General features: G+C 68.7%; 22 protein-coding genes. 11 read left to right on the top strand and 11 right to left on the bottom strand.

Annotated elements, in window-relative coordinates:
* Positions 1–16: 16 nt before the first annotated feature.
* Positions 17–1,303 carry a UDP-N-acetylglucosamine 1-carboxyvinyltransferase gene (gene murA / locus E0H75_RS38420; protein WP_131518647.1) on the bottom strand — a complete coding sequence of 429 codons (1,287 nt, stop codon included), beginning with the start codon at positions 1,301–1,303 and terminating at the stop codon, positions 17–19.
* A 49-nt stretch (positions 1,304–1,352) separates the two neighbouring features.
* Between murA and E0H75_RS38425 the strand changes: the two genes are divergently transcribed.
* Positions 1,353–1,937 (top strand): cob(I)yrinic acid a,c-diamide adenosyltransferase, encoded by a 585-nt coding sequence (locus E0H75_RS38425; protein ID WP_131518648.1) that lies wholly within the window; start codon positions 1,353–1,355, stop codon positions 1,935–1,937.
* A 3-nt stretch (positions 1,938–1,940) separates the two neighbouring features.
* Here E0H75_RS38425 and sppA read toward each other — a convergent pair whose 3' ends face one another.
* The 4 genes from sppA to E0H75_RS38445 form a co-directional block, all read right to left on the bottom strand.
* A complete protein-coding gene (gene sppA, locus E0H75_RS38430) occupies positions 1,941–3,593 on the bottom strand; it encodes a signal peptide peptidase SppA (RefSeq protein WP_131518649.1) in 1,653 nt (550 codons plus the stop codon).
* 161 nt (positions 3,594–3,754) lie between these two features.
* The gene (locus E0H75_RS38435) at positions 3,755–4,879 is read right to left on the bottom strand and encodes a CU044_5270 family protein (protein WP_131518650.1); all 1,125 of its coding nucleotides are present in this window, start codon (positions 4,877–4,879) and stop codon (positions 3,755–3,757) included.
* Positions 4,879–5,508 carry an RNA polymerase sigma factor gene (locus E0H75_RS38440; protein WP_131518651.1) on the bottom strand — a complete coding sequence of 210 codons (630 nt, stop codon included), beginning with the start codon at positions 5,506–5,508 and terminating at the stop codon, positions 4,879–4,881. The genes E0H75_RS38435 and E0H75_RS38440 overlap by 1 nt, the downstream gene beginning before the upstream one ends.
* Before the next feature lie 165 nt (positions 5,509–5,673).
* Positions 5,674–6,006, bottom strand: coding sequence for a hypothetical protein (locus tag E0H75_RS38445; RefSeq protein ID WP_131518652.1), 333 nt, complete (start codon positions 6,004–6,006; stop codon positions 5,674–5,676).
* A gap of 133 nt (positions 6,007–6,139) precedes the next feature.
* Between E0H75_RS38445 and E0H75_RS38450 the strand changes: the two genes are divergently transcribed.
* The 4 genes from E0H75_RS38450 to E0H75_RS38465 all read left to right on the top strand — a co-directional run bounded on the left by E0H75_RS38450 (position 6,140) and on the right by E0H75_RS38465 (position 10,180).
* Positions 6,140–6,454 (top strand): STAS domain-containing protein, encoded by a 315-nt coding sequence (locus E0H75_RS38450; protein ID WP_131518653.1) that lies wholly within the window; start codon positions 6,140–6,142, stop codon positions 6,452–6,454.
* A 75-nt stretch (positions 6,455–6,529) separates the two neighbouring features.
* Positions 6,530–8,509, top strand: a complete 1,980-nt coding sequence (locus tag E0H75_RS38455; RefSeq protein WP_131518654.1) for a protein meaA — start codon at positions 6,530–6,532, stop codon at positions 8,507–8,509.
* A 75-nt stretch (positions 8,510–8,584) separates the two neighbouring features.
* Positions 8,585–9,352: an aldo/keto reductase gene (locus E0H75_RS38460; RefSeq protein WP_238163526.1), complete on the top strand. Its 768-nt coding sequence runs from the start codon at positions 8,585–8,587 to the stop codon at positions 9,350–9,352.
* A 9-nt stretch (positions 9,353–9,361) separates the two neighbouring features.
* Positions 9,362–10,180, top strand: a complete 819-nt coding sequence (locus E0H75_RS38465) for a M55 family metallopeptidase (RefSeq protein ID WP_202873390.1) — start codon at positions 9,362–9,364, stop codon at positions 10,178–10,180.
* Here E0H75_RS38465 and E0H75_RS38470 read toward each other — a convergent pair whose 3' ends face one another.
* Positions 10,181–10,666, bottom strand: coding sequence for a pyridoxamine 5'-phosphate oxidase family protein (locus tag E0H75_RS38470; RefSeq protein ID WP_131518657.1), 486 nt, complete (start codon positions 10,664–10,666; stop codon positions 10,181–10,183).
* Between the two features lie 83 nt (positions 10,667–10,749).
* Here E0H75_RS38470 and E0H75_RS38475 point away from each other — a divergent pair, with 83 nt between their 5' ends.
* The gene (locus E0H75_RS38475) at positions 10,750–12,633 is read left to right on the top strand and encodes a hypothetical protein (protein WP_238163527.1); all 1,884 of its coding nucleotides are present in this window, start codon (positions 10,750–10,752) and stop codon (positions 12,631–12,633) included.
* Here the strand turns inward: E0H75_RS38475 and E0H75_RS38480 are convergent.
* Both E0H75_RS38480 and E0H75_RS38485 read right to left on the bottom strand, forming a co-directional pair.
* Positions 12,622–13,329 (bottom strand): isocitrate lyase/PEP mutase family protein, encoded by a 708-nt coding sequence (locus E0H75_RS38480; protein WP_131518658.1) that lies wholly within the window; start codon positions 13,327–13,329, stop codon positions 12,622–12,624. The genes E0H75_RS38475 and E0H75_RS38480 overlap by 12 nt on opposite strands.
* A gap of 8 nt (positions 13,330–13,337) precedes the next feature.
* Positions 13,338–13,799, bottom strand: coding sequence for a carboxymuconolactone decarboxylase family protein (locus E0H75_RS38485; RefSeq protein ID WP_131518659.1), 462 nt, complete (start codon positions 13,797–13,799; stop codon positions 13,338–13,340).
* A 223-nt stretch (positions 13,800–14,022) separates the two neighbouring features.
* Between E0H75_RS38485 and E0H75_RS38490 the strand changes: the two genes are divergently transcribed.
* From E0H75_RS38490 to E0H75_RS44760, 3 genes are all read left to right on the top strand, one after another.
* Complete coding sequence (locus tag E0H75_RS38490) at positions 14,023–14,397, top strand: hypothetical protein (RefSeq protein ID WP_131518660.1); 375 nt, start codon at positions 14,023–14,025, stop codon at positions 14,395–14,397.
* Between the two features lie 43 nt (positions 14,398–14,440).
* Positions 14,441–14,794, top strand: coding sequence for a hypothetical protein (locus E0H75_RS38495; protein WP_131518661.1), 354 nt, complete (start codon positions 14,441–14,443; stop codon positions 14,792–14,794).
* An 86-nt stretch (positions 14,795–14,880) separates the two neighbouring features.
* Entirely contained in the window at positions 14,881–17,919 is a 3,039-nt protein-coding gene (locus E0H75_RS44760) for a helix-turn-helix transcriptional regulator (RefSeq protein ID WP_165554363.1), read from the top strand.
* On the opposite strand, the gene E0H75_RS38505 is transcribed toward E0H75_RS44760, so the two are convergent.
* From E0H75_RS38505 to E0H75_RS38515, 3 genes are read right to left on the bottom strand one after another with little or no spacing between them, the layout of a single operon-like run.
* A complete protein-coding gene (locus tag E0H75_RS38505; RefSeq protein ID WP_131518663.1) occupies positions 17,916–18,686 on the bottom strand; it encodes a SagB/ThcOx family dehydrogenase in 771 nt (256 codons plus the stop codon). The two genes, E0H75_RS44760 and E0H75_RS38505, sit on opposite strands and share 4 nt — an antisense overlap.
* 5 nt (positions 18,687–18,691) lie before the next feature.
* Positions 18,692–20,929, bottom strand: a complete 2,238-nt coding sequence (locus E0H75_RS38510; RefSeq protein ID WP_131518664.1) for a TOMM precursor leader peptide-binding protein — start codon at positions 20,927–20,929, stop codon at positions 18,692–18,694.
* Positions 20,926–21,249 carry a hypothetical protein gene (locus E0H75_RS38515; RefSeq protein WP_131518665.1) on the bottom strand — a complete coding sequence of 108 codons (324 nt, stop codon included), beginning with the start codon at positions 21,247–21,249 and terminating at the stop codon, positions 20,926–20,928. Before E0H75_RS38515 ends, E0H75_RS38510 begins: the two co-directional genes overlap by 4 nt.
* 202 nt (positions 21,250–21,451) lie before the next feature.
* On the opposite strand from E0H75_RS38515, the gene pdxR reads away from it, so the two are divergent.
* The gene (pdxR, locus tag E0H75_RS38520) at positions 21,452–22,828 is read left to right on the top strand and encodes a MocR-like pyridoxine biosynthesis transcription factor PdxR (RefSeq protein ID WP_131518666.1); all 1,377 of its coding nucleotides are present in this window, start codon (positions 21,452–21,454) and stop codon (positions 22,826–22,828) included.
* Positions 22,829–22,863: 35 nt separating this feature from the next.
* Positions 22,864–23,247 (top strand): VOC family protein, encoded by a 384-nt coding sequence (locus E0H75_RS38525; protein ID WP_131518667.1) that lies wholly within the window; start codon positions 22,864–22,866, stop codon positions 23,245–23,247.
* The last annotated feature ends 95 nt before the right edge of the window (positions 23,248–23,342 follow it).

A 23,342-nucleotide genomic window follows, 5' to 3' on the forward strand; every position in this document is an offset into this window, starting at 1 on the left:
CGTGGAAAAGTCCGGTTCAGTTCCAGTACAGTTCCGCGTCGTCCGGCTCGACGGTGACGTCGGCGCCGAGGCGGCGCAGGTTGCCGGCGAAGTCCGTGTAACCGCGGTGCACGTGGTGAGCCGCCGAGACCAGGGTCTCGCCTTCGGCCGCAAGCCCGGCCAGTACGAGCGCCGCACCGGCCCGGATGTCGCTAGCCACGACGGGTGCCCCGGACAAGCGCGGTACGCCGCGGACCACGGCGTGGTGTCCGTCGGTCTGGATCTGCGCACCCAGACGGGTCAGCTCCTGCGCGAAGGTGAACCGGCCCTCGAACAGGTTCTCGGTCACCATCGCAGCGCCGTCACTCAGCGCGTTGAGCGCGATCACGAACGCCTGCAGGTCGGTCGCGAAGCCCGGATACGGCAGCGTCACCACGTCCACCGGCTTCGGCCGGTCGTCCATCCGGACCCGGAAGCCTGGGTTGAGCACGGTGATCTCGGCGCCGGCCTTGTGGAGCTTGTCGAGCGGAAGCTCGAGGTGGTGCGCGTGCCCGTTGGCGATCGTCACGTCACCCTTGGTGATGGCAGCCGCGAATGCCCAGCTCCCGGACACGATCCGGTCCGCAACGACGGTGTGGTCGACCGGGTTGAGCGGACCGGCCACACCGCTCACCTCGATGCGCGGTGTGCCGGCGCCGTCGATCTGGGCGCCCATCTCGACCAGCATCGCGGCAATGTCCTGGATCTCCGGCTCGCGGGCCGCGTTCTCGATCACTGTGGTGCCCTTGGCGAGCACTGCGGCCATCATGATCGTCTCGGTCGCGCCGACGCTGGGGAAGTCCAGCCAGACCTCGGCGCCATGCAGGCCCTGCGGTGCTTCGGCGATCACGAAACCGTGCTCGATGTGCACCTTCGCGCCCATCGCCTCCAGTCCGGCGACGTGCATGTTCAGTCCGCGCGAGCCGATGTTGTCACCACCGGGCAGCGCCACCTCCGCCTGACCGCAGCGGGCCAGCAGGGGTCCGAGCACCGAGATCGACGCCCGCAGCTTGCGCACCAGCTCGTAGTCACACTGGTACCTGACCTCATGCGGTACGGCGATCGTCGCCAGCCGCGCGTCCGCGTCGACCGCGACCTCGCAGCCGAGCGTCTCCAGCAATTGCGCCATGAAGACCACGTCGAGGATGCCTGGCACCTGCCGCAGCGTCGTCGTACCTTCTGCCAGCAGGGCGGCCGCCATCAGCTTGAGCACACTGTTCTTCGCTCCAGCGACCTCCACAGCTCCCTCGAGCCGTGCCTCACCCGCGATCCGAAACCGTTCCACCCGCCGACTGTAGCGAACCGGTGTCCCCGGACCTGCGTAGAGTCCTTCCATGGCTGTGAACTTGACGCGGATCTACACCCGGACCGGTGACGCCGGTGAGACCCGCCTGGGCGACAATTCGACGACCTCGAAGACCGATCCGCGGCTGGCGGCGTACGGCGAGGTGGACGAGGCGAACTCCGCCATCGGCGTGGCCATCGCGGCCGGTCACCTGAACAGCACTCTGGTCGTGCTGCTGACCAGAGTCCAGAACGACCTCTTCGACGTCGGCGCCGACCTGTGCAACCCGATCACGCCGAACCCGGAGTACCCGCCGCTGCGGATCACCCAGGAGTACGTCGACCGCCTCGAAGGCTGGTGCGACGAGTACAACAACCGCCTGACCAAGCTCCGGTCGTTCATCCTCCCCGGCGGCACGCCAGGCGCCGCATACCTGAACGTCGCCCGCACCGTGGTCCGCCGGGCCGAGCGCGCCGGCTGGGCCGCGGTCGAAACCCACGGACCGTCGGTCAACCTGCTCGCCCTGCAGTACCTCAACCGCCTGTCCGACCTGCTCTTCATTCTCGGCCGCGTCGCGAACCTGTCCTCCGGCGGCGACGTCCTGTGGGTCCCCGGAGGCGAACGCAAGTCCTGAGACCTACCTCAGCTGCCAGTTGAGCGGCATCCGGAGCAGACCGGCGGGCGGCAGGCCCAGCGCGCTGTAGAGGCTGGTGGTCAGGCCGTCGAAGGTCAGCGGTTGCGTGGTCACAGCGAGGTCGTCTGTGGTTGTCGGCGGGCGGAGGCGTTCCAGCAGGTTGCGATGCGGGACGGTCGCCAGGGCGACCTCGTCGCGGTCCAGACCGGCTCGGTCGCAGGCCAGAGTGAGCGCGTGCTGGAAGCCACCGAGCTCGTCGACCAGTTTGCGGTCGTGAGCGTCGGCGCCGGTCCAGACCCGACCGCGGGCCAGGGACTCCAGCTGCTCCTCGGGCAGACCGCGGTCCAGTGCGGCCTTGGCGACGAAGTCCTTGTAGATGCGGTCGAGGGTCTCCTCCAAGCGCGCCCACTGCTCGTCGGTGAACTCCTCCTGCGCCGAGTACATCCGCGCGTTCTCGCCCTCCGACACGGCCTCCTGGGTGATCCCGATCCGGCCCAGCGCATCCCGTACGACGCCCTTGCCGGTCAGTACGCCGATCGATCCGGTGATCGTGCCGGGCTGCGCGACGATCACGTCGGCCGGCATCGCGACGAAGTACCCGCCGGACGCGGCTACTGTGCCCATCGATGCGATGACAGGCTTCCCCGTGGACCGCAGCCGCAGTACCTCGTTGCGGATCGCGTCTGAGGCGATGTACGAGCCACCCGGACTGTCGACGCGCAGGATGACGGCCCTCACCTTGTCCTCTTCGGCCACGGCACGCAGCGCGGCGCCTACCGTGTCGGAGCCTGAACTGGGACCACCGAGCGGGCTGCTGGAGTTGCGGCCGACGTTGATGCCGCCAGAGACGCGGACGACAGCCACCATCGGCTTCTGCGGCCAGGGGAGGACCTTGCGGAGGTCCTCCAGCGTGCGCGGACCACGGCGGATGTACCGCTCGGCAAGCAGTCTGGTGGTTTCGCCGAGGCCCTTCTCCAGGGCGTCGTACACGTCGGATCTGTAGCCGAGGCGGTCCACCAGTCCGGCGTCCAGCCCAGCCTGTCCGGACAGCGGTGAGCTGTTCACGAGCTCCCGCACTCGGGCCGTGTCCAGCCGTCGTCGTACGGCGACGCCCTCGACGATCTGCTCGAACGCGGACTCGGCCAGCCGGGACGCCATCTCCCGCGCCGGACCGGTCATCTCCTTCTCGGTGAAGGTGTCGGCGGCGGTCTTGTACTCACGCCGCTTGCCGAACTGCGGGATCACTCCGGCCTTGTCCAGCGCCCCGCGGACGAAGACCGCCTGCACGGAGACGCCGGTGATGCCGAGCTCACCGGACGGCTGCACCCAGATCTCGTCGAACGCGGTCGCCAGGTAGTACGGGACGGTCCCACCGCCGGCCTCGCCGAACGACTCCGTCCACGCGAGCGCGGTCTTGCCCGACGTCCGGAAGTCGGCGACCGCCTCCCGCAGGTCCTGCACCTGGGCCAGCGACAACCGATGCCCGCCCAGGTGCGCGACCAGGCCGACGACTTCGTCGTCCCGCGCACCCTTCCGCAACGCCGCCACCAGCTCGCGCAGTGTCGGCAGATGCCGCGCGCGGAACGCGGCCACCGGCGAAGCAGGCGGCGTCTCGAGAACACCCCGGGTCAGATCCAGCTCCAGCAGAATCCCCATGGTTCGACCCTAGTCGGTCGCCGCAAGCGACTGACAGGACCGAACGACAGGAGGTAGTCGGGGTATCCGGACTCCGTGTCGCGAAGTTGAGCGTGCGGAACGCCCTGATTGCCGACTACCTCCTGTCCTTACGTACTACTCGCCGACGAGGTGCGGCCCGGTCAGCGGACGGCCGGCGGAGGGGGCTTCGGATTCTGGTCGGTCCAGCCGGACTCGAGCACGACGGTGGAGCCGCCCTTCAGGCCCTCGATCGTCGAGCTGAGCAGCCGGCCGGTGGTGGTATCGATGATGTAGGCGCTGCGGCCGCGCGTCAGTGTCGTGGTGGAGCCGCTCGGGATGGCCTTCGGAAGGAAGATCGTGATCTCCGTGCCGATGCGGCCGATCGGGTCCTTGACCCCGGTGCGGATGCGAGTGCCGGGCAGGGCGGCCAGCACGCGGAGCGCGGCGCCGCGCAGCTTCGGTGGCGACGGGGTTTCGAACAAGAGCTGACCGGCGGCGGCGAACACGGCGTAGTCACGATCGGACGGTGTCGGTAGCAGACCGACCGCCGTGACGAGGTAGGCGTGGAGGAGCGTCGGGTCGGTGGGCAGCGCCGCGATCTGCTGGGCGCTGAGGGGCGTGGTTCCGGTCAGGAAGTAGCCCGGGGGAACGTCCCGGAACGACATCTCGTGGATGACCGGTGCCATGGCGCTGCTGGTCAGCGGGTCGCGCTCGCCCGGCACCTGCCAGGTCGTCGGTGAGCCTTGGGCGCGCCACTTGGCCACGTCTGTCGGCGTCGCCGGGCCGTACCCGAGCCCCGCCCAGCCGAACCACGACTCGACACCGGGCTTCATCGGCATCCAGCTCTCGATGATCGACCGCCCTTGCACCGTGTACTTCGGCTCACCCACGCGAACGTTCGCTCCTACGTGCAGGCTGCGCACCCGGAAGAACTTCCCGGACAGCTTCTCGTTCTTCTCCTGCTGCACCGCGGCCGCGATCAGCACCTGACTGGCGGTGGCGAGCCGAGGGGTCGTCGGGGTCACCGTCGCGGGCGCCACTCCGACGTCACTCCCACCCCCGGTGCCACGCACCAACGGGACACCGAGCCCGATCACAGCAACCACTGCCGTCGCGGCAGTCACCGCAGTCCCCACCCAGCCGGCGCGCGCAACCACCAACCATCGCCTGGGTCTGTGCTGCTCGCGGATCAGGCCTTCGAGTTGCTCGCGTGCGGCGGTGGTCGCTTCCGGGGAAGGGGCGTCAGCCGACGGGAACGCCTTGCGCACCGATTCGAGCTCGTTCATCAGGCGTCACCTCCGGTCGGGTTGTGGCCGAGCGCGTCCCGGACGATCCGGCGGGCCCGGGACAGGCGGGAGCACACCGTGCCATACGCGATCCCGAGCGCCGCGGCCACCTCGTCGTACGTGAGCTGGCCCAGAGCGACGAGCAGCAGGACCTCGCGGTCCTTGGCCGAGACCTTCGCCAGTGCGGCGGCCAGTTCGCGCCTCGTGCCTTGTGCGGTGACCTGCGCGGCGATCAGTTCCTCGGCTCCGGTCACCGGAAGGGGCGGTGGGAGTTTCGCCAACGCCCGCCAGGCGCGGACCTCGTCCCGCCGGTGCCGGCGGATCAGGTTGGTCGCGATGCCGTACAACCAGGCCCGCACCACCCCGCTGCGGCGGTCGAACCGATCCCGCTGCCGGAACGCGATCAGGAATGTCTCCGCCGCCAGGTCGTCCGCGACATCGGGGCCGAGCCGGCGGGCGACGTACCCGTGCACTTGCGGGAAGTACTTGTCGAAGATCAGCGTGAACCGGTCCGGCTCCCGCACCGACGCCTCCAGCAATCGCCCGTCCTCGTCAGCTTCCGCGGGTACGGCGGCAGCCGGCAGCCGGCTGGGGAACGCAAGGGTGGCCAGGGCCACGTCGGGCGTCATCGAACTCCTCGCGTCTGGTGTGCTGCCGGTCGGCTCACCCACTTCTTGCCCGATGTCCCCAGACCCCTTCTCGCGATCCCGCCTCGATCTCCTGACCCCGGCGGATAGACGCGCGGGAGCGCTCTCTGGAGGACAGGTCGGTGCGAGAAAGATCAGCGAGAAAGATCAGTGGGTGTCGAGCAGCCCGCGGGCGGCGGCCTCGTCGTTCGGCCAGACGTAGACGGTCCAGCCGTCCTTGGTCCGGGCCGCGGTGGCCTTGATGCCGAAGTCCTTCAGCATCGACACCTTGATCCGCGCCTCGTTGTAGGTCCGCACGGTCCGGACATCGATCAGCAACCCGAACGCGTCCCGCTCGGCGGGACGGGAATCGACCCGCCGAACCAGCGACCCGCCCTTGGCCTTCGAGAACGCCCAGCGACAAAGCAGTACCATCAACCCGGCCAGGGCGATGGCCACGACCGGAAAGACGAAGTACTCCTCGGTGAACACGGACACCATTGTCTCGCGAAATAAAAGGTCGCGAGGTCTTGGCAACCTTCCGTGTCCCCAGGGAGTCTTTACGATCACAAGCTGGACACGCTGCCACGCGGCCGATGACTCGGGGGCCGCCGGAAGAGCGGAGGGCACGGACATGCTCGCACCGACCCCGAAGAACGTCGTACAACTGACCGGCATCCTGGACGTCCGCACCGTCGGCGACGTCCGGCAGACCCTGAACACCATCATCGACACCTCGGTGGGCGACGTCATCGTCGACCTGGAACGGGTGGACGCCGTCGACGCGACCGGTCTCGGCCTGCTCGTCGCCACCCACCGCCGGACGCAGTCGCTCGGGCGGCAGCTCGTCCTGTGGCACCCGATGCCCTCGGTCATCCGGATCCTCGCGGTCACCCGGCTGCACCGGGTCCTGCGGGTCGAGCGGAGCCCGCTTCCCGTCGGCGCGTGAATGTGACCCAGGCCCCTGGTGACACCGGTCACGAGGTCGCGACTCACAAGGGAACAGAGTCCTACTCTCGGGTACATGGCGACCGAGAAGGATCGACCGTGGGTGATGCGGACGTACGCGGGCCACTCGTCCGCTGCCGAGTCGAACGCGTTGTTCCGGCGGAACCTGGCCAAGGGCCAGACCGGTCTGTCGGTCGCGTTCGACCTCCCGACCCAGACCGGGTACGACGCCGACCATCCGCTGGCCAAGGGCGAGGTGGGCAAGGTCGGCGTACCGGTCGCGCACCTGGGCGACGTACGGGCGCTGTTCGACCGGATCCCGCTCGCGCAGATGAACACGTCGATGACCATCAATGCGCCGGCGATGTGGTTGCTCGCGCTGTATCAGGTCGCTGCCCAGGAGCAGGGTGCGCTGCCCGATGAGCTGACCGGGACGACGCAGAACGACATCGTGAAGGAGTACCTGTCCCGTGGCACGTACGCGTTCCCGCCGGACGCGTCGCTGCGGCTGACCACCGACGTGATCGCCTACACGGTCGCCACCATCCCGAAGTGGAACCCGATCAACATCTGCAGCTACCACCTGCAGGAGGCCGGCGCGACTCCGGTGCAGGAACTCGCGTTCGCGCTGTCGACGGCGATCGCCGTACTGGATCGCGTTCGCGACGCCGGTCAGGTGCCGCCCGAGCGGTTCGGCGACGTGGTCCAGCGGATCTCGTTCTTCGTGAACGCCGGGGTGCGGTTCATCGAGGAGACCTGCAAGATGCGTGCGTTCGTCCGGCTCTGGGACGACCTGACGCTCAACCGGTACGGCGTGACGGACGCGAAGGCCCGGCGGTTGCGGTACGGCGTCCAGGTGAACTCGCTCGGCCTGACCGAGGCGCAGCCGGAGAACAACGTCCAGCGGATCGTGCTCGAGATGCTCGGCGTCACGCTGTCGAAGAACGCCCGCGCCCGTGCGGTCCAGTTGCCGGCGTGGAACGAGGCGCTCGGCCTGCCGCGGCCGTGGGACCAGCAGTGGTCGCTGCGGATGCAGCAGGTGCTCGCGTACGAGTCCGACCTGCTCGAGTACGACGACATCTTCGACGGATCGCATGTGATCGAGGCGAAGGTCTCCGAGCTGGTCGACGGTGCTCGCGAGGAGATCGATCGCGTGCAGGCGATGGGCGGTGCGGTCGCCGCGGTCGAGAGCGGGTACCTGAAGCAGGCGCTGGTCGCGTCACATGCCGAACGCTGGCAGCGGATCGAGTCCGGTGAGCAGGTCGTCGTCGGGGTGAACAAGTTCGAGAACACCGAGCCGTCACCGCTGACCGCGGACCTGGACACTGCCATCCAGACCGTCGATCCCGCTGCTGAGAACGCAGCGCTGACCTCATTGCGCGAGTGGCGGGCCAGCCGTGACGGAGCAGCGGTCGAGGCCGCCCTGACCAAGCTGCGCGCGGTCGCGAAGACCACGGACAACCTCATGCCCGTCACCATCGAGTGCGCCCGCGCGGGCGTGACCACGGGGGAGTGGGCCGGAGTCCTGCGGGAGATGTACGGCGAGTACCGCGCGCCGACTGGGGTCACCGGGTCGGTCGGCGTCTCCGGTGGTGGTGAGGCGATCGCCGCCGTACGCGAGAAGGTCGCCGCTACGTCGGACGAGCTCGGCGGCCGCCTGCGCTTCCTGGTCGGGAAGCCCGGCCTGGACGGCCACTCGAACGGCGCCGAGCAGGTCGCGGTCCGTGCCCGCGATGTCGGCTTCGAGGTCATCTACCAGGGCATCCGTCTCACACCTGAGCAGATCGTCGCCGCCGCGGTCGCCGAGGACGTCCACTGCGTCGGCCTCTCGATCCTGTCCGGCTCCCACATGGAACTCGTCCCCGCGGTCGTGTCCGGCCTGCGCGCAGCCGGCCTCGACGACGTACCGGTCGTTGTCGGCGGCATCGTCCCCGACACCGACGCCCGAGAACTCCGCTCCGCCGGAGTAGCCGCCGTCTACACCCCCAAGGACTACGACCTAACCACCATGATGTCCGACGTAGTAGACGTCATCCGCCACGCCCACAAACTGTAGGCGTGGTAGAAGGAGTACATGACGGCGAATAGTGCTGAGGCGACTCTTGGGCTCTCTAACGGTACGGCTATTCCGGTGTTTGGGCTTGGGGTTTGGCAGGCTGCGGACGGGCCGGAGACGGAGCGGGCGGTCGAGTGGGCTCTCGAGATGGGCTACCGGCTGATCGACACGGCTCAGGCGTACCGGAACGAAGCGAGTGTGGGGCGGGCGATCCGCAGTAGCGGCGTCCCGCGGGAGGACATCTTCCTCACCACGAAGTTCTACCCGGGCAACAAGGACCCGCGGGCCGAGGCGGAGAAGAGCCTGGAGCGGCTCGGCACCGACTACCTCGACCTCTACCTGATCCACTGGCCGCAGAGTGGCCCGACGTGGGCCTGGCCGGGGATGGAAGCCTCCGTTGAGGCCGGCCTGACCAAGGGCATCGGGATCTCGAACTTCAGCGCGGCCGAGATCCAGGAGCTGCTGAAGACGAGCCAGATCCAGCCGGCCGTGAACCAGATCCAGTTCAGCCCGTTCGAGTACCGCGCTGCCCTGCTCGCGGCGTGCGCGGACGCAGGTATCGTCGCTCAGGCGTACAGCCCGCTGGGAACCGGCCGCCACCTCGGCGACCCGGTGGTCGCGCGCATCGCGGCTGCCACCGGCCACACCCCGGCACAGGTCCTGATCAGGTGGGCAGTCCAGAAGGGCCTGTCGGTCATCCCCAAGTCCACTCACCGGGACCGCATCGAGGAGAACTTCGCCGTCTTCGACTTCGAACTCGACCACGAGGCCGTCTCCGCACTGGACGCCCTGGACACCACCGGCCAGACCGACGAGGCGCTCGGCCAGAAGTGGTGGTCCTGACTCTTGAAGGTGTTCCTGTCGACTGACATGGAAGGTACGGCGGGGGTCGTCGACTGGGGGCAGGTCCGCGGTCCCGCACAGGAGTACGAGTACTACCGCGGACAGTTGCAGGCGGAGGTCAACGCCGCGATCGACGGTGCACTGGCCGCCGGCGCGACCGAGTTCCTGGTCAACGACTCACACTCCACGATGCAGAATCTCCGCCCGGACGAGCTGCACGGACGTGCCAGCTACCTGTCCGGGCGGCACAAGCCGCTGTACATGATGGAAGGCCTCGACGACTCCTTCGACGCGGCCCTGTTCATCTCGTACCACGGGTCGGCCGACTCGACGTCGTCGGTGCTCTTCCACACGTACAACCCCAGGGCGATCGCCGAGGTGCGTCTCAACGGTGAGATCGCCGGCGAGGCCGGAGTCAACGCACTGGTGGCGCTCGCCCACGGGGTTCCCGTCGTACTTATCTCGGGCGACCGGGTGACGATCGACGAGGCGCAGCCGTTCTGCCCGGACATCGAGTCGGTCGTCGTCAAGGAGTCGGTCTCGCACAACGCCGCCCTGTCCTTGCACCCGGACACGGCCCGCGAGCTGATCCGGGACGGGGCGCAGCGGGCAGTGGATCGGTTGACCGGCTTCCGGCTGCCGACCATCACGCTGCCGGCCGAGCTGACCATCCGGTACCGCAACCGCGCGCTGGCGGAGCTCGGGTGTGAACTTCGCGGCGTCGAGCGACGCGACGAGAAGATCGTTGCCCTGCGCAATGACGATCCGCTGCGACTGTTCCGGATCTTCATCGCCGCGGTGTTCCTGAGCCGGGGCGTCAGCGAGTGATCACGACGACTTCTCGTTGATCAGATCCTCGACCGCCTTCGGGATGGTGGTCTCGAAGTCGAGGAGCTTCGCCCAGGTCGGGGTGACGGTGATGACGACCATCTCGTCGTACAGACCCTTCACCCCGGCCTCCCAGTCCGGGTACTGCTCGTCGGTCATCACCTTGTGGCCGGCCTTCAGGTAGCCTTCCGGGACACCGGGCACCAGTTCGACCTCGGCGGTGCCGCGGATCAGCAGGACCTTCGGCGGGAAGGCTCCCTTGTCGATGGTGAGCGCGACCTTCGGGTTCTTCCGCACGGCCGCGACCTTCGCCGCCTTCGGCACGGTGGCCATCAGGATCCGGTCGCCCTCGATCCAGAAGCCGATCGGAATCACCCTGGGGTCGCCGTCGAGTCCGTCGTAGGCGAACCGGGCCGGCTCGGGGCCGGTGATCAGGGCCTGTGAGTGGGGCTTGGCCAGTACCGCTGCGATCTCGTCCTTGGTCATGATCGGATCCTTCCGTTCGGAGGTGTTCTCAGCAGGGGGACGAAGCCGATGCGGTGAGCTCGACATCGATAGGTTGGGAAATCGTGGAAATCTTCGCATTCGGTCCGGGCACGGTCCAGGTCGGCGACGACGGGGCGGTCGAGCAGGTCGCGCACCCGGACGGACGGCGGGTCCTGCTCGATCCCGGACCCGTGCACGACACCCTGCACGCGTGGGGCAAGGGCTTCGTGATCACGGACCGTGGCAGCCACCGCTTCGACAACCCGGCGCTCGTGCGCTGGCGGCAGACCGGCCTCGACCTGCTCTACCAGGTCGGTGAGCTGGAGTTGCGCGTCGGCCGCCGCTTCGGCGACCAGTGGACGGAGACCTACGAACTGCGCAACCCCGGGTCCGAGCCGACGACGGTCGGGTCGATTGCGATCAGTACGCCGTACCGCGACATCTATCGCTCGAGCCGGGAGAGTCTGACGGGAGCCGTGCATGCGCATGTGTGGACCGGTGGCGCGGATGCGTGGGTGTGGGCGGTGCCGATGGACGGCAGCGGTCCCGGGCTCGGTCTGCAGTTGAAGGAAGGCGAGCTGTGGGCGTACTCGGTGGAGTCGCGCGAGCCGGGGACGAGCAGCAACGTTCGCGGGCACATCTACCTCCACCCGACCGACCACGCCCGCGCGCCGCACGCGATGGGTGGTCAGCCGCCGATCACGCTCGGGCCTGGAGCGTCGTACCGGTGGACCTGGCAGTTGGCCTGGTACGACAACCTGCCCGGATTCCATGCGGATCGGCAGCCGCTCATCGGCGCTGACCGGCTGGCCGCTGAGTTGGGGGAGACGATCGAGCTCGCCGGAGCCGGCCCGAGCGAGGTGACGAGCGACGAGCCCGGCGTGGTGCACGTCGAGGCGACGGACGGGAAGCGGACCGCGCGGATCGCCGTACTGTTCCATCGGCCGCTGCGCGAGATCGCCGAGCGGCGAGTGCGGTTCGTCCTCGACAGGCAGCGCCGGCCGGAGCTGGCGGACAGTCGGCAGTACGCCTTCGTGCCGTACGACAATGACAGTGGGCTCACTGTGTTGTCGGGTGCGTGGGCGGACTGGTCTGATGCGCGCGAACGGATCGGGATGGCTCTCCTGCTGCAGGAGGTCCGTGATCGCGGCTGGGGTGATCGGACCGAGCTGGAAGCGGCGTTGGCCGGGTACGAGCGCTTCGTCCGCGAGCATCTGGTGGACGAGGATGGCACGGTCCAGGACGACAGCATCCATCAGGACCGCGTCCGGCTGTACAACTTCCCGTGGTTCGCGAGGTTCCTGCTCGGGCAGGGCGATCGGACCGGCGCCGCGCGCATCCTCGACCGGTACTACGAACTCGGCGGCGATCACTTCCTCGCCTTCGACCTCGGTCCGCTGCTCAGCGAACTCGGGATGCGCGATCACCTCATCCGGCATGCACGCCAGTTCATCGAGTACGGCGATGAGTTGCCGCCGCACGAGGTGAACTACGAGCAGTCGATGGTCGCGCCCTTGCTCGAGCTACTCGTGGCGGCGTACCGGATGGCACCCGACGAGATCGACGGCGCGGAGCTGAATCGACGGCTGCCGTGGCTGACCGCGTTCGCCGCCGATCAGCCCGACGTACGACTGCGGCAGGTGGCGATCCGGCACTGGGACGGGTACTGGTTCGGCCGGCTGCGGCTGTGGGGCGACGTGTTCCCGCACTATTGGTCCGTGCTGAGTGCGGCCGTGTACGCCGCTTGGCCACGGGAACTGGTCGAGCCGTCGACGGCGGCCTGGCTGGACGCCGCGACGGACTCGATCCTCCGTGCGAACCTGGTCAACTTCTCCCCGGACGGCGCCGCGACCTGCGCTTTCGTCTACCCGAGCTGCGTCAACGGACAGCCCGCCCATGTCGCCGACCCCTTGGCCAACGACCAGGACTGGGCCTTGGTCTACGCCATCAGGGCCTTAGGCAAGTGAGGGGAGCAGGTCGCGCAGGTTGTTCATCAGGTGGGTGTGGATGCTGGTGCCGTAAGAGATGCGGTGGGCGCCGGCGGCGATCACCTCGCCAGAAGTAGGCCCGCCGATCGCGGCGTGGGCATTGATCGGGCCGCCGATGCCTTCGACGACCTCGGCCAGGACGTCGGTCGGGGCCATGATCGGGTAGACGCAGTCGGCGCCGGCCCGGCGGTACGCCCGGCCGCGGGCAATGGCATCGGCCACTCCGCCGCCGCGGATGAACACGTCGACTCGTGCGTTGATCACCAGGTCCGCACCCGCGGCGGCGCGAACCTCGGCCAGGTAGTCGGCCTGCCGCGCCGGGTCGGTGAGCACGCGGTCCACCGAGTCCTCCAGGTTGCAGCCGACGACGCCGGCGTCGAGCACGCGCTCGACGAACTCCTTCGGCGCCAGGCCATACCCTGCCTCCAGATCGGCAGTCACCGGTACGTCGATCGCTCGCGCGATCTGGGCGACCGCGGCGAACATCTCCGCCGGTGGGGTCAGCTGACCATCGTCGTACCCGAGGACGCGGGCGACCGCGCCGCTGCTGGTCGCGACCGCTGCGAAGCCTGCCTCGGCCATGATCCTGGCACTGACCGGATCCCAGGCGTTGGGCAGGATCAGCGGCGGACCGCCGTGATGCAAGGCCCGGAACTGCTCCGCTCCCGATGTCATCGCGCGGCTCAGCTCGGCTTGTAGTGGCCGGGCTCCATCCGCCCGGTCACCCCGACCCGGGTCCACATGTTGATCGTGATGATCAATGCGATCAACTGTGCCAAGTCCTTCTCGCCGAACACGCTCGCTGCCAGGTCGTACACCTCGTCCGGGACGTGGTCGACGCTGATCAGCGTGATCGCCTCGGTCAGTGCCAGCGCGGCCTGCTCCTCCTCGGTGTAGAACTTGCGCGCCTCCCGCCAGACCGGCAGCAGCGAGATCCGCTGCTGGTCGGCACCGAGGTGCAGGAGGTCGAGCGAGTGCATGTCGGTGCAGTAGGAGCAGCCGTTCAGCTGGGAAGCACGGATCCTGATCAGGTTCGCCAGCTTCGGATCGATGCCGGCGTCGGAGACCCTGTCCAGCGCGATCATCGCCTGGTAGAAGTCGGGAACCAGGTTGGCGAGCTTCACCCGCCGCGTCGTTGTGCTCATGCCACCAACCTAGGCCGGGATCGGCCCAGGGCGCTGGTCCACTTCCAGACAGGATCCGGGAGCCAATTCTGCCGCTCCTCAGAGGCGATGGTCGGAAACGTGGCCGAATCTGAGGGGTAGCACTGCATTTCTGAGGGGTTACCCCCGATGTGGCCGACGGCACCTGAGGCCGACCGTGAAATGAGAGCGGCGATCCCGCCGCCGCCGAATTCACGGAGGAATCATGAACCGCCAGTACACAGTCCTCGCACTGTCCGCAGTCGCGATGGGCACAGTCGTTCTCACCACGCCGCAAGCGTCCGCCATGCCGAAGGAGCCCGCCTCCGCATCGGTCTCTCAGAACGGCCCGGCGGCGCCACCCGACTGGCCGGACGAAGGCAGCGGCTATCCGGGGTCCGATACCACTGGTCCGGAGTACAACTACCCGAACTACGACCCGGCCTACGAAGTGCCGGCCGTGAAGACCGTGTCCGCGCAGAGTCTGTCGGACGACAACGGTGTCGAGGCTCTGCAGGCTGGTGTCTCCGCACTCGGTGGTGCGGCCGTCGCCTTCGGCGGCATGTGGCTGTACCGGCGTCGTCACGCGCTGGCCGGCTGACGAGGCCGTCCGGAATCCGCGGGATGAGGCACAGCCGATGTGGATGATCGCAGTGCTGACAAGCGTCGGGCTGGCTGTGGGGGCAGGGCTTCTGGCCCTGATCAGCCAGCCCGACACCGGGCTCGACGATCTCGAACGCGAGTCCGCGAACTGGCGCCAGGTGGACGCCGAGGTGCTCTCGGTACTGCGGGCCGGTAACCGTACGTTCTTGCTGGTCCGCTTCCCGGTAGGAACCTCGCTGATTCGCAACGATGTCCGGTACCCGCTGCCCGGTCCGGTCCCGTACGCCGGGCAGCGGGTCCCGATCAAGTACGACCCGGTGGCTCCGGCGCGGGTGGTCTTCGACCTGCATCCGGAGACCCGGAGAACGCCGAACCCGGCCGGGCAGTCGCATTGATCGTGTGTACACAGATTGATCCACGTTGATCGTGCACACGGGTATTTACAGCGACAGCCCGGCGTCACGGGCGCAGACTGGGGGATGTGGGAGGGGCGGGGGTCTTACGCTCACCCCGAATCGCCGGTCGGGGCGAGGAACGAAGGATCCTCGGAACGGCGATCCGGGCGGCTGCCGAAGGACGGCCGTGTGCGGTGTTCGTACACGGAGAGGCGGGCGTGGGCAAGACTCGCCTGGTCCGAGTCGCCGCTGACGAGGCCGCGGCCCGCGGCGTGGCGGTCCTGTGGGGCAGATGCGTTCGCTTCGGCGCGGTGGATTCGCCGTACGGCCCACTGATCAGCGCACTGGAAGGGTGGGCGGAGTCGGCCGATCCACGCGAGCTGGCCGACGTACTCGCTGATGTGCCTGCTGCCGGCGGATTGTTGCCGTCACTGAATGCGTATACCTCCAGCAGTGCGATCCGGCTTCTGTCCGTGGTCGATGCACTCGTGATGGCGATCGCTTCGCATCGTCCGGCGGTTCTCGTCATCGACGACGTGCAGTGGGCCGACCTTGCGTCGCGCGATGCGCTCTCGTATCTGATCGCCGGTTTCCGTGGACAGCAGCTGTCGATTCTGACCACCTACCGCGATGAGGAGCTTGGCACCGGTGATCCGATCCACAGCTGGCTCGCGGACCTCCGGCGGATGCCGTCGGTGACCGGCCTGCGGCTGGACCGGATGACCTGGGAGGAGACCGAGCAGCAGCTTGCGCACTTGCTGGGCGATCACCCGCACCATCACCTGGTGGACGACGTCGTACTACGGTCCGACGGCAACCCGTATCTCAGTGAACTGCTCCTCGAGGGGGTCACCGTGGGCGACGAGGAGTTGCCCGCCGATCTGCCGGCGGAGCTGAGGGCGGCCCTGCTCGCCGCCTGGCATCGGCTGTCGGCGCCGGGCCGTGAAGTCATGCGGGTGCTCGCGGTGGCCGGACGGCCGACGTCGATCGACGACCTGCGGGAGGTCGCGGCGACGCGTGGGATCGGCTCCGATGCCCTGACGAACGCGCTGGTCGAGGCAACCGACTCCGGGATCTGCGTGGCGCAGGGCGCGGACATGTGCTGGTTCCGGCACCCGCTGCTGGCGGAGGTGCTGTACGCGACCTTCGTGCCGGGCGAGGCCGAATCCGTGCATGCCGCCTGGGCCAAGACGCTCGAGTCCCGCACCGCCACCGGCCCCGACGAGGTCCAACGGCAAGGCGACCTGGCGCTGCACTACGAGGGCGCGCACGATCTGGAGTCCTGTCTCGAGGCGTCGCTGAGGGCAGCCGGCCTCGCGAGCGGGATCAGAGCGCGGCGCGAGGAGGCGATCCATCTCCGCCGCGCAGCCCGCCTGTGGTCCACGGTGTACGGCCCCGACTCAGCCGGCCGTGCGGATACAGCCGGCCGGGCGGATGAAGGCGGCCGGGCGGATACGGCCCACCGGGCAGATGAAGGCGACCTGCTGGAGCGCGTCGCGCGAGCCAACGAACTGGTCGGCGAAGGCGAGGCGAGCTTCGCGGCGTGGAGCCGCGCCCTCGAACTCGTGGACGAGCGGACCGACCCGCTCCGCGCAAGCAGGCTGCGGCGGCGATGGGCCGACTCGGCCTGGGCAACCGGCAGGCTGAGCGACGAGGCGATCGTCGAGGCCAGCCGAGCGGTCGAGCTGAGCCGGCCGTATCCGGACAGCGCGGAGTACGCCGAAGCCCTGGCCGGCCTCAGTTGGCGACAAGCCTGGAACAACGATGTCGAGCCGGCGCGCGAACATGCCGAGGAGGCGGTCCTTGCTGCGGAGCGTGCTGGATCCAGCGCTGCACTCAGCCTCGCCTACGCAGCCCGCGGCTGCGCGGATCTGCGCAACGAGCGTTCCGACGGGGACACTGCGACGGCGTTGCGCTCGGCCTGGAAGACCGGCGATCCGGATGTGTTGTGGCGGACCCTCGTGGCCCGGCGCAACTACTTGCTCCAGCGCGGTGGTGTCGCGGAATGCGTCGAGCCGGCAACGGAGTTCCTCCGGTTCGCGCTCGACGTCGGGGCGTTGTCGTCGGCGGTCTTCGCGGCCGGAATCCTGGCGAAGGACCTGTTGATCCTCGGACGCTTCGCCGAGACCAGCGACGTGACGCGGCAGGGGCTCGCCCTGGCTTGTCTACCGAGCCCGAGTGCGATGGTTCGGCTGAGCGCAGCGTCGTTGTCGATCCGTCAAGGGAGCCTGGACGTGGCGGGCATGCACCTGCAGCGAGCCAACGAGCTGATCCCGGCGCTGGAGGAGCGTCTCGGGCTGGTAGCGCCGCCCGTCCTGGCCGAGTACCTGCTCGCGACGGGTCACGCAGAGGCGGCCCTCGACCTGCTGTCGCGCACGTTGACCACGCACATCGCCGATCCCCGCGACGCGGACGAGATGCTGATGTGGGGGGCACGTGCGGCCGCCGATCTGGCGGAGTCCGCTCGAGACCGGCGCGACGGCAGAAGCCTCCGGACGACTCGCGCGCAACTCGATGACCTGGTCGTCTTGCGCGCACGGCTGTCACCGCCGCCTTTCGAAGTCATCACCACCGAGGATCTGATCCAACCGGCGATACAGGCGCTGTTCACCGCCGAGACGGCACGATGCATGGCGAAGATGCCGACCTCAGGTGCCTGGGAGGACGCTGCACGTCGCTGCGGTGCCGCGGGACTTCGGTGGGAGGAAGCCGTCGCGTCCTGGCGGTGGGCACAGGCCTTGCTTGCCGAGAGAGCCCCTCGGGCCGTCGTCGCCGTACCGCTGAGATCGGCGCACCACTTCGCCGTCGAAGTGGGCGCGTTGCCCCTGCAACAGCAGGTGGAGACGCTGGCCGGCCTCGGCAAGATCCAGCTCGGCGAGCCGTCGGCACCGACCTACGACGAGCCCGCGGGACCGTTCCGATCCTTGACCAAGCGGGAGCAGGAGGTGCTCGCCCACCTCGTCGCGAACCGGACGTACGCCGAGATCGCGCAATCGCTGTTCATCAGCGAGAAGACGGTCAGCGTGCATGTGTCGAACCTGCTGCACAAGACCGGTACGACGTCCCGTCGCGAGGTGGCTGCCCTCGCCATCCGACTTCGCCAGTCGCCGACCGACGTCGACTAGCCGTCCGTCAGCCGGTCGAGCCCTCGGCGGGCGGTGCGGTCGCCGGGCGTCGGGTGGCCGATCGCCGTTGCGTACAAGACGATCTCGGACTCGGCGTCGAGGCCCAGCAGCCCAGACAGCTCGTCGTCGAAGAAGCCGCCGAGGTTGACCGAGCCCAGTCCGAGCCCGGTCGCGGTGAGTACGACGTTCTGCGCCGCGTGCCCGGCCTCCAGCAACAGGTAGCGGTAGCCGCGCTCGCCGTACTTGCCGAGGCTGCGTGCGCAGACGGCCGAGAACACAAGGACCACGGCGGCTTCGGCCGCCCACGGTTGACCCAGGAACAGCGAGCGGATCAGCCGCACGGGCACCGCTTCGTCGCGCACCCGCTCCAGACCGTCCGCGAGAGGAACGTAGTGGTAGATCCCCGCCGGTACGCCGTCCACCGATCGCACCAGCAGGCTCACCTCCAACGGATAGAGCCCGCCGCCGGACGGCACCGCCCGGTCAAGTGTTGCGGTGACGCCGTACCCAGCCCGCAGCAGGGTGGCCAGCTCCGCGAAGCCGATCAGCTCGTCGCGGAACACGCGGCACGACACCCGTCCGCGCACAAGGTCGGCCAGCGGAGCGGCGACCCGCAAGCCTGGCGGCAACCGGATCCACGGAGCCGACGGGTCCTCACGCCCCGGTTCCGGCCGCGGCTGGAGGACCTGCGGGTTGTCGGATCGCCGGCGGACGGTACCGCGGTGGAAGGTCCAGGCCAGCGGCTGAGCGGTACGGAAAGCAGTCATCGTCCTCACGCCATGGGATGCGGGTCGAGGTTCAGGTGGTCCAGTCGCGCCGGCCGCAGCCCGATCCGGCTCGGCATCTCCAGCAGTCGCCGCCCGCCGAGCCGCGCCTGGTTGACACCGAACCAGATCGGCACGAACCCCGGCACCAGCCCTCGCACCACCCGCACCCCGAGTTCGGCGACGTCCGGCGTCGTGACGTCGACAGCGAGTACGTCGCCCGCGACCTCGGCCAGCGACTTGATCAACACCGCCGAGTCGGCAGGCCCGGGTGACGCGATGTCCGGCCACGGCTGACGCGGAGCCTCGCGGAGGAAGCGCATCCCACCGACGGCCGAGTCGGCGTACAGCAGGCTGTGGTCGCCCAGACTCCCGACCTTCGCCGGCATAGCAACCAACCCCGCCATCCGCGCCCGAACCCCCGGTTGGCGCAGGCGGGCGCGCAGTAACGGTCGCGCCTGCCCGACTTCAAGCACAGCAGACCGGGCAGCGGCGGCCGGGTCCATCCCCGCTCCGAGCCCTACAACCGCGGCCGGCATCCGATCCGACCATGCGACGGCGAGGGCGACAGCCGCCACGGTGTCGGTCGGCAACAGGTGCACCACGATCTCGATCCCACGCCGTGCATGCGTCGCGGCGATCCCGCGCGTCTGTTCGTCCGGTACGTCGGCCGCGGCCACGCAGCGACCCGGCAGCCGATGCGACCACGCGATCATGAACGCATCTCGCTCGATCACCTCGAGCAACGCGCGCAGCGTGGCGCCGTCGAAGTCCGGTCCGGCCGCGAACCCGTTCGACGTCGTCGGGAACAGCCCGGCGCTCGGCGGCGGCCGATAGCCCAGATGCGTTGCCAGCAAGGGAATCCAGACCTCATCGCCGCTCACCAGCGACAGTCCCGGCACCCACTCGACTTCGGTCTCCGGCCGCCACGGCTGGAACGGCACTGTCCCGTACTGATGATCCGCGAACAGGACCAGATCCCGCGGATGCAGGCCCGGCCGATCCAACCCGTCGTACGTCGAAGTGATGGTGCGCTCAGGTCGCCACGTCATGGCGGCGTGCCGTTCGAGGGCCTCACCGAGAGCGCTGTCGCGAGCCTGCCGCCGGGTCCAGCCCTTGCCGGAGCAGACGACGAAGGGATCGCCGTCGGTGCGGAAGCCGGCGTTCGCCAGTTCAGCCTGGACGACGTACGGCCGCTCGGGCTCATCGATGTCCTTCGGGAAGGGAACGAGCCTGCGCACCACACCGCAGAGCGAGTCGACCGCGCGCCCGGCGATGTCTTCGAAGTCGGTTGTCTCAGCCTCTACCGGCGGACGATCATTCTTTGCGCAGGCCGGGCAATCCGGGTGTGGGATCACCGGATGCAACTCCTCGCCCCCTACGAGCGCATCGAGTGTGAGCACGTTGGCAGCCAGCCGCGGTGCCGCGATCGACAGCGTCAGCGCGAACACCTCGGTCATCAGCGCCGCGGTGACCATCGGCAGAAGTGCTGGTAGCACAGGCCTCGCCGCAGCGTCCACGAACCGGCGAGCATCGAGAGCCTCCTCGAGTGCCATCGCCGAACTGAAGTCGTCCACACAGGACAGCGCCCGCATCCGCCAACACAGGTAACACGGCCCGCCGTCGGGCAGTACCAGCGGGCCGACCGTCGCCCCGGCGGCCTGCAACTCCACATGCAACGTCGGTACGCCGAGCTCCAGGCCGACCGCGTTGACCCACTGATGCAGGACCGGCAGCGAGCCATCACCAGCCGCGACGACGAGATCAGCACCCGCCATCAAGGCGGGCAGCTCTTCGCGCCGAGACGGGTACGGCGCTCGAATCAGGCCTGGGATCCCGGCTCCCACAAGAACCTCCACTTGCCCGACCACAGCAACTCGCATCGTGGCCAACCGTCTGGCGAGCAGGTCGTCGTCGCGCGAGGGCACCGCATACAGCCAGTCTGGCGCCGCGCCGTTCTCCTCCACCAAGACACCCGAATCGAGCAGCGAGCCGACCAGTCGATGGATCTCGGCTGCCGGCAGATCGGACAACTCGTCGAGCAGCTCCGCACGGCTGAGTGGCTGTGCGAGCGCCGGCAGGATCCTGTCCCGCACCACCCGCGCGACCCCGCCCTCCAGCCGCAACGTCGTCGACGGCGTCCTGAGAATGACGTGGCGTGGTCCGTCCGAGGAATCGAAGTCGACGACGTCCAGGCCGGGAACCGCTGTGATGAACGGTCCCGGACCTGGCCGCCGCGAGGTCATCCGCCGAGGTCTCCGAATCGCCCGACCGCACCGCCGCCGAACCCGCCCGGGGCGCAGCCAGAGCCGCCGACGTCGTCGCCGGGGCCGATCACGCCCGGCGCGCAGCCGGTGCCGCCGGCGGCGACGCCGCTGCCGAACCGGCCCGGCGCGCAGCCGGAACCGGGGCCGATCAGCTGCGCCAAGATGTCGCGGACCTTGAGATAGATGCGGAACTCCTCCGCAGTGATGTCCTGGATATCCGGCTCGGACCGCGTCGTCACCTGTTGTTCCAGCCTGACGATCCTGCCCTCGAGCTTGTCGTACTCCTCCTGACCTGGCATCGCTTCCCCCTCCAAGCATGGACGGCGAGGTGACGCCAAGTGATCCCCCTGCGCCCCGTTGTGTGTGCGGCGCCCCCCACCACGAATCGGCCGGTCACAGCCGATCTTTCGAGTATCGTCCCGGCGGCAGCAGGCCTCAAGGGGTCCGGCGTCCGGTGGTTCGCGTGGCTGAGTGATTCGGTCGAGGCATAAGGTCCAGAGCATGGAGGATCGAGGGGCTGCCGGTTCTGACTTGCACCTGGACCTGGCGGCGTCACGGGGCCGGAACGATCTGGTTCAAGCGTTGCATGCATCGATCCGGAGCGGGCGGTTGCCGGCCGGCACGCGGTTGCCGTCGTCGCGGACATTGGCGAAGGATCTCGGCATTGCCCGCAACACCGTTGCGGACGCCTACGGTCAACTCGTTGCCGAGGGCTGGCTGACCGCCCGTCAAGGCTCCGGCACCGTTGTCGCCAACCGTGCCACCACCCCACCGGCTCCCGACGTGTCGTTGCCTGCGGCAAGGGCGTACCGCTACGACCTGACTCCCGGCGCTCCTGATGTCTCGACGTTCCCGCGCGGCGAGTGGCTGACCGCCGCGCGGAAGGCGTTGACCGCGGCACCCAACGAGGCGTTCGGTCTGGGCGATCCGCGCGGCCGGATCGAACTGCGCCGCATGCTCGCCGAGTATCTCGCCCGTGCCCGCGGAGTCCGTGCCGATCCCGAACGGATCCTGATCTGCTCCGGCTATGTGCAGGGCGTGAGCCTGCTCAGCGAAGTACTGCGGAATATGGGCGGGACGACCGTGTCCGTGGAGGAGTTCGGGTACGCCTTGCACCTGGACGTGATCCGGTCGCGGGGTCTCACGCCTGTGCCGCTCACGGTCGACGAGCTGGGTGCGCAGGTGTCCCAGCTGACTGGTGACGGTGCACTGCTCACACCCGCACACCAGATGCCGATGGGCGTGCCGCTTGCGCCTGAGCGTCGTACTGCGGCGGTCGAGTGGGCACGGGACACCGGGGGAGTGCTGATCGAGGACGACTACGACGGTGAGTTCCGGTACGACCGGCAGGCGGTGGGCGCGCTGCAGGCGCTTGACCCTGAGCGGGTCGTGTACACGGGGACGACCAGCAAGAGCCTCGCGCCGGGGCTGCGGCTCGCGTGGATGGTGTTGCCGCAGCGGTTGATCGAGCCGGTGGTTGCGGCCAAGCGGACGGCCGACTTCCAGACCGCGACCCTGGAGCAGCTCACCCTCGCCGAGTTCATTGCCTCCGGCCACTACGACCGGCACGTACGGCGATCCCGGCTGCACTATCGCCGACGCCGGGACCGGCTGGTCGAACTGCTCGCCGTCCGCGCCCCGAACGTCAAGGTCGCCGGCATATCGGCCGGTATGCATGTCCTCCTGGAGGTCCCCGGCGACGCGGAAGACATGGTCGCCCGGGCTGCCCGCCAGGGCCTGGGTCTCGCCACCCTGAGCAGCTACCACTTCACTCCGACCCAGGCCACCCGGCAAGCAGTCATCGTCGGCTACGGCACCCCACCCGACCACGCCTACCCGGGCGCCTTGGACCTCCTCTGCCAGGTCCTAGCCGTCTGACCGAAACCGTCGGTGCCGCCAGCTAGCGTGCGGACATGGTTGATTCGCCTGGAGGTTCGCCGATCCACAACCGGATCGGCGCTGTGTTCGTCCATGTCACCGACATGCAGCGCGCCATCGATTGGTACGGCGCCCTGCTCGGAGTGCCCAGGCAGGAGACCAGCCACGAGGGATTGATCTACGACGTGCCGATGGACGGTCCCACCGGCCTGACCCTGGACGGGCACGCCTACGCCAGGGGGACGTTCCGGCCAGGCGGGCCGTTGCTGATGCTGCACGCCGACGACATCCAGGCGGCGCACTCGTTCGCCGCCGAGCACGCCACGGAGGTCGGGGCGGTTGAGGACATCGGAAGCATCAGCGTCTTCCACCTGGCCGACCCGGATGGTAACAAGCTCATCGTCTACGCGGTGAACTAGCTGTACTGATCAGGCACGTTGGTTGAGAAAGTGTGACGACACGCGGTGAGTGTGGTTGATGCGTGAAGGCCTCCCGGCGTGGAGTGGAGCTGTCT

Source organism: Kribbella capetownensis (genome assembly GCF_004331485.1).
In the GTDB taxonomy this organism is placed as follows: Bacteria; Actinomycetota; Actinomycetes; order Propionibacteriales; family Kribbellaceae; genus Kribbella; species Kribbella capetownensis.

Coding starts and splice junctions, on each gene's coding strand:
- E0H75_RS38525 (WP_131518667.1), top strand. CDS start 22,864: ATGGTTGATTCGCCTGGAGGTTCGCCGATCCACAACCGGATCGGCGCT.
- E0H75_RS38425 (WP_131518648.1), top strand. CDS start 1,353: ATGGCTGTGAACTTGACGCGGATCTACACCCGGACCGGTGACGCCGGT.
- E0H75_RS38480 (WP_131518658.1), bottom strand. CDS start 13,329: ATGACATCGGGAGCGGAGCAGTTCCGGGCCTTGCATCACGGCGGTCCG.
- E0H75_RS38485 (WP_131518659.1), bottom strand. CDS start 13,799: ATGAGCACAACGACGCGGCGGGTGAAGCTCGCCAACCTGGTTCCCGAC.
- sppA (WP_131518649.1), bottom strand. CDS start 3,593: ATGGGGATTCTGCTGGAGCTGGATCTGACCCGGGGTGTTCTCGAGACG.
- E0H75_RS38505 (WP_131518663.1), bottom strand. CDS start 18,686: ATGACTGCTTTCCGTACCGCTCAGCCGCTGGCCTGGACCTTCCACCGC.
- E0H75_RS38455 (WP_131518654.1), top strand. CDS start 6,530: ATGGCGACCGAGAAGGATCGACCGTGGGTGATGCGGACGTACGCGGGC.
- E0H75_RS38450 (WP_131518653.1), top strand. CDS start 6,140: ATGCTCGCACCGACCCCGAAGAACGTCGTACAACTGACCGGCATCCTG.
- E0H75_RS38470 (WP_131518657.1), bottom strand. CDS start 10,666: ATGACCAAGGACGAGATCGCAGCGGTACTGGCCAAGCCCCACTCACAG.
- E0H75_RS38510 (WP_131518664.1), bottom strand. CDS start 20,929: ATGACCTCGCGGCGGCCAGGTCCGGGACCGTTCATCACAGCGGTTCCC.
- pdxR (WP_131518666.1), top strand. CDS start 21,452: ATGGAGGATCGAGGGGCTGCCGGTTCTGACTTGCACCTGGACCTGGCG.
- E0H75_RS38440 (WP_131518651.1), bottom strand. CDS start 5,508: ATGACGCCCGACGTGGCCCTGGCCACCCTTGCGTTCCCCAGCCGGCTG.
- E0H75_RS38515 (WP_131518665.1), bottom strand. CDS start 21,249: ATGCCAGGTCAGGAGGAGTACGACAAGCTCGAGGGCAGGATCGTCAGG.
- E0H75_RS38495 (WP_131518661.1), top strand. CDS start 14,441: ATGATCGCAGTGCTGACAAGCGTCGGGCTGGCTGTGGGGGCAGGGCTT.
- E0H75_RS38445 (WP_131518652.1), bottom strand. CDS start 6,006: ATGGTGTCCGTGTTCACCGAGGAGTACTTCGTCTTTCCGGTCGTGGCC.
- E0H75_RS38490 (WP_131518660.1), top strand. CDS start 14,023: ATGAACCGCCAGTACACAGTCCTCGCACTGTCCGCAGTCGCGATGGGC.
- E0H75_RS38435 (WP_131518650.1), bottom strand. CDS start 4,879: ATGAACGAGCTCGAATCGGTGCGCAAGGCGTTCCCGTCGGCTGACGCC.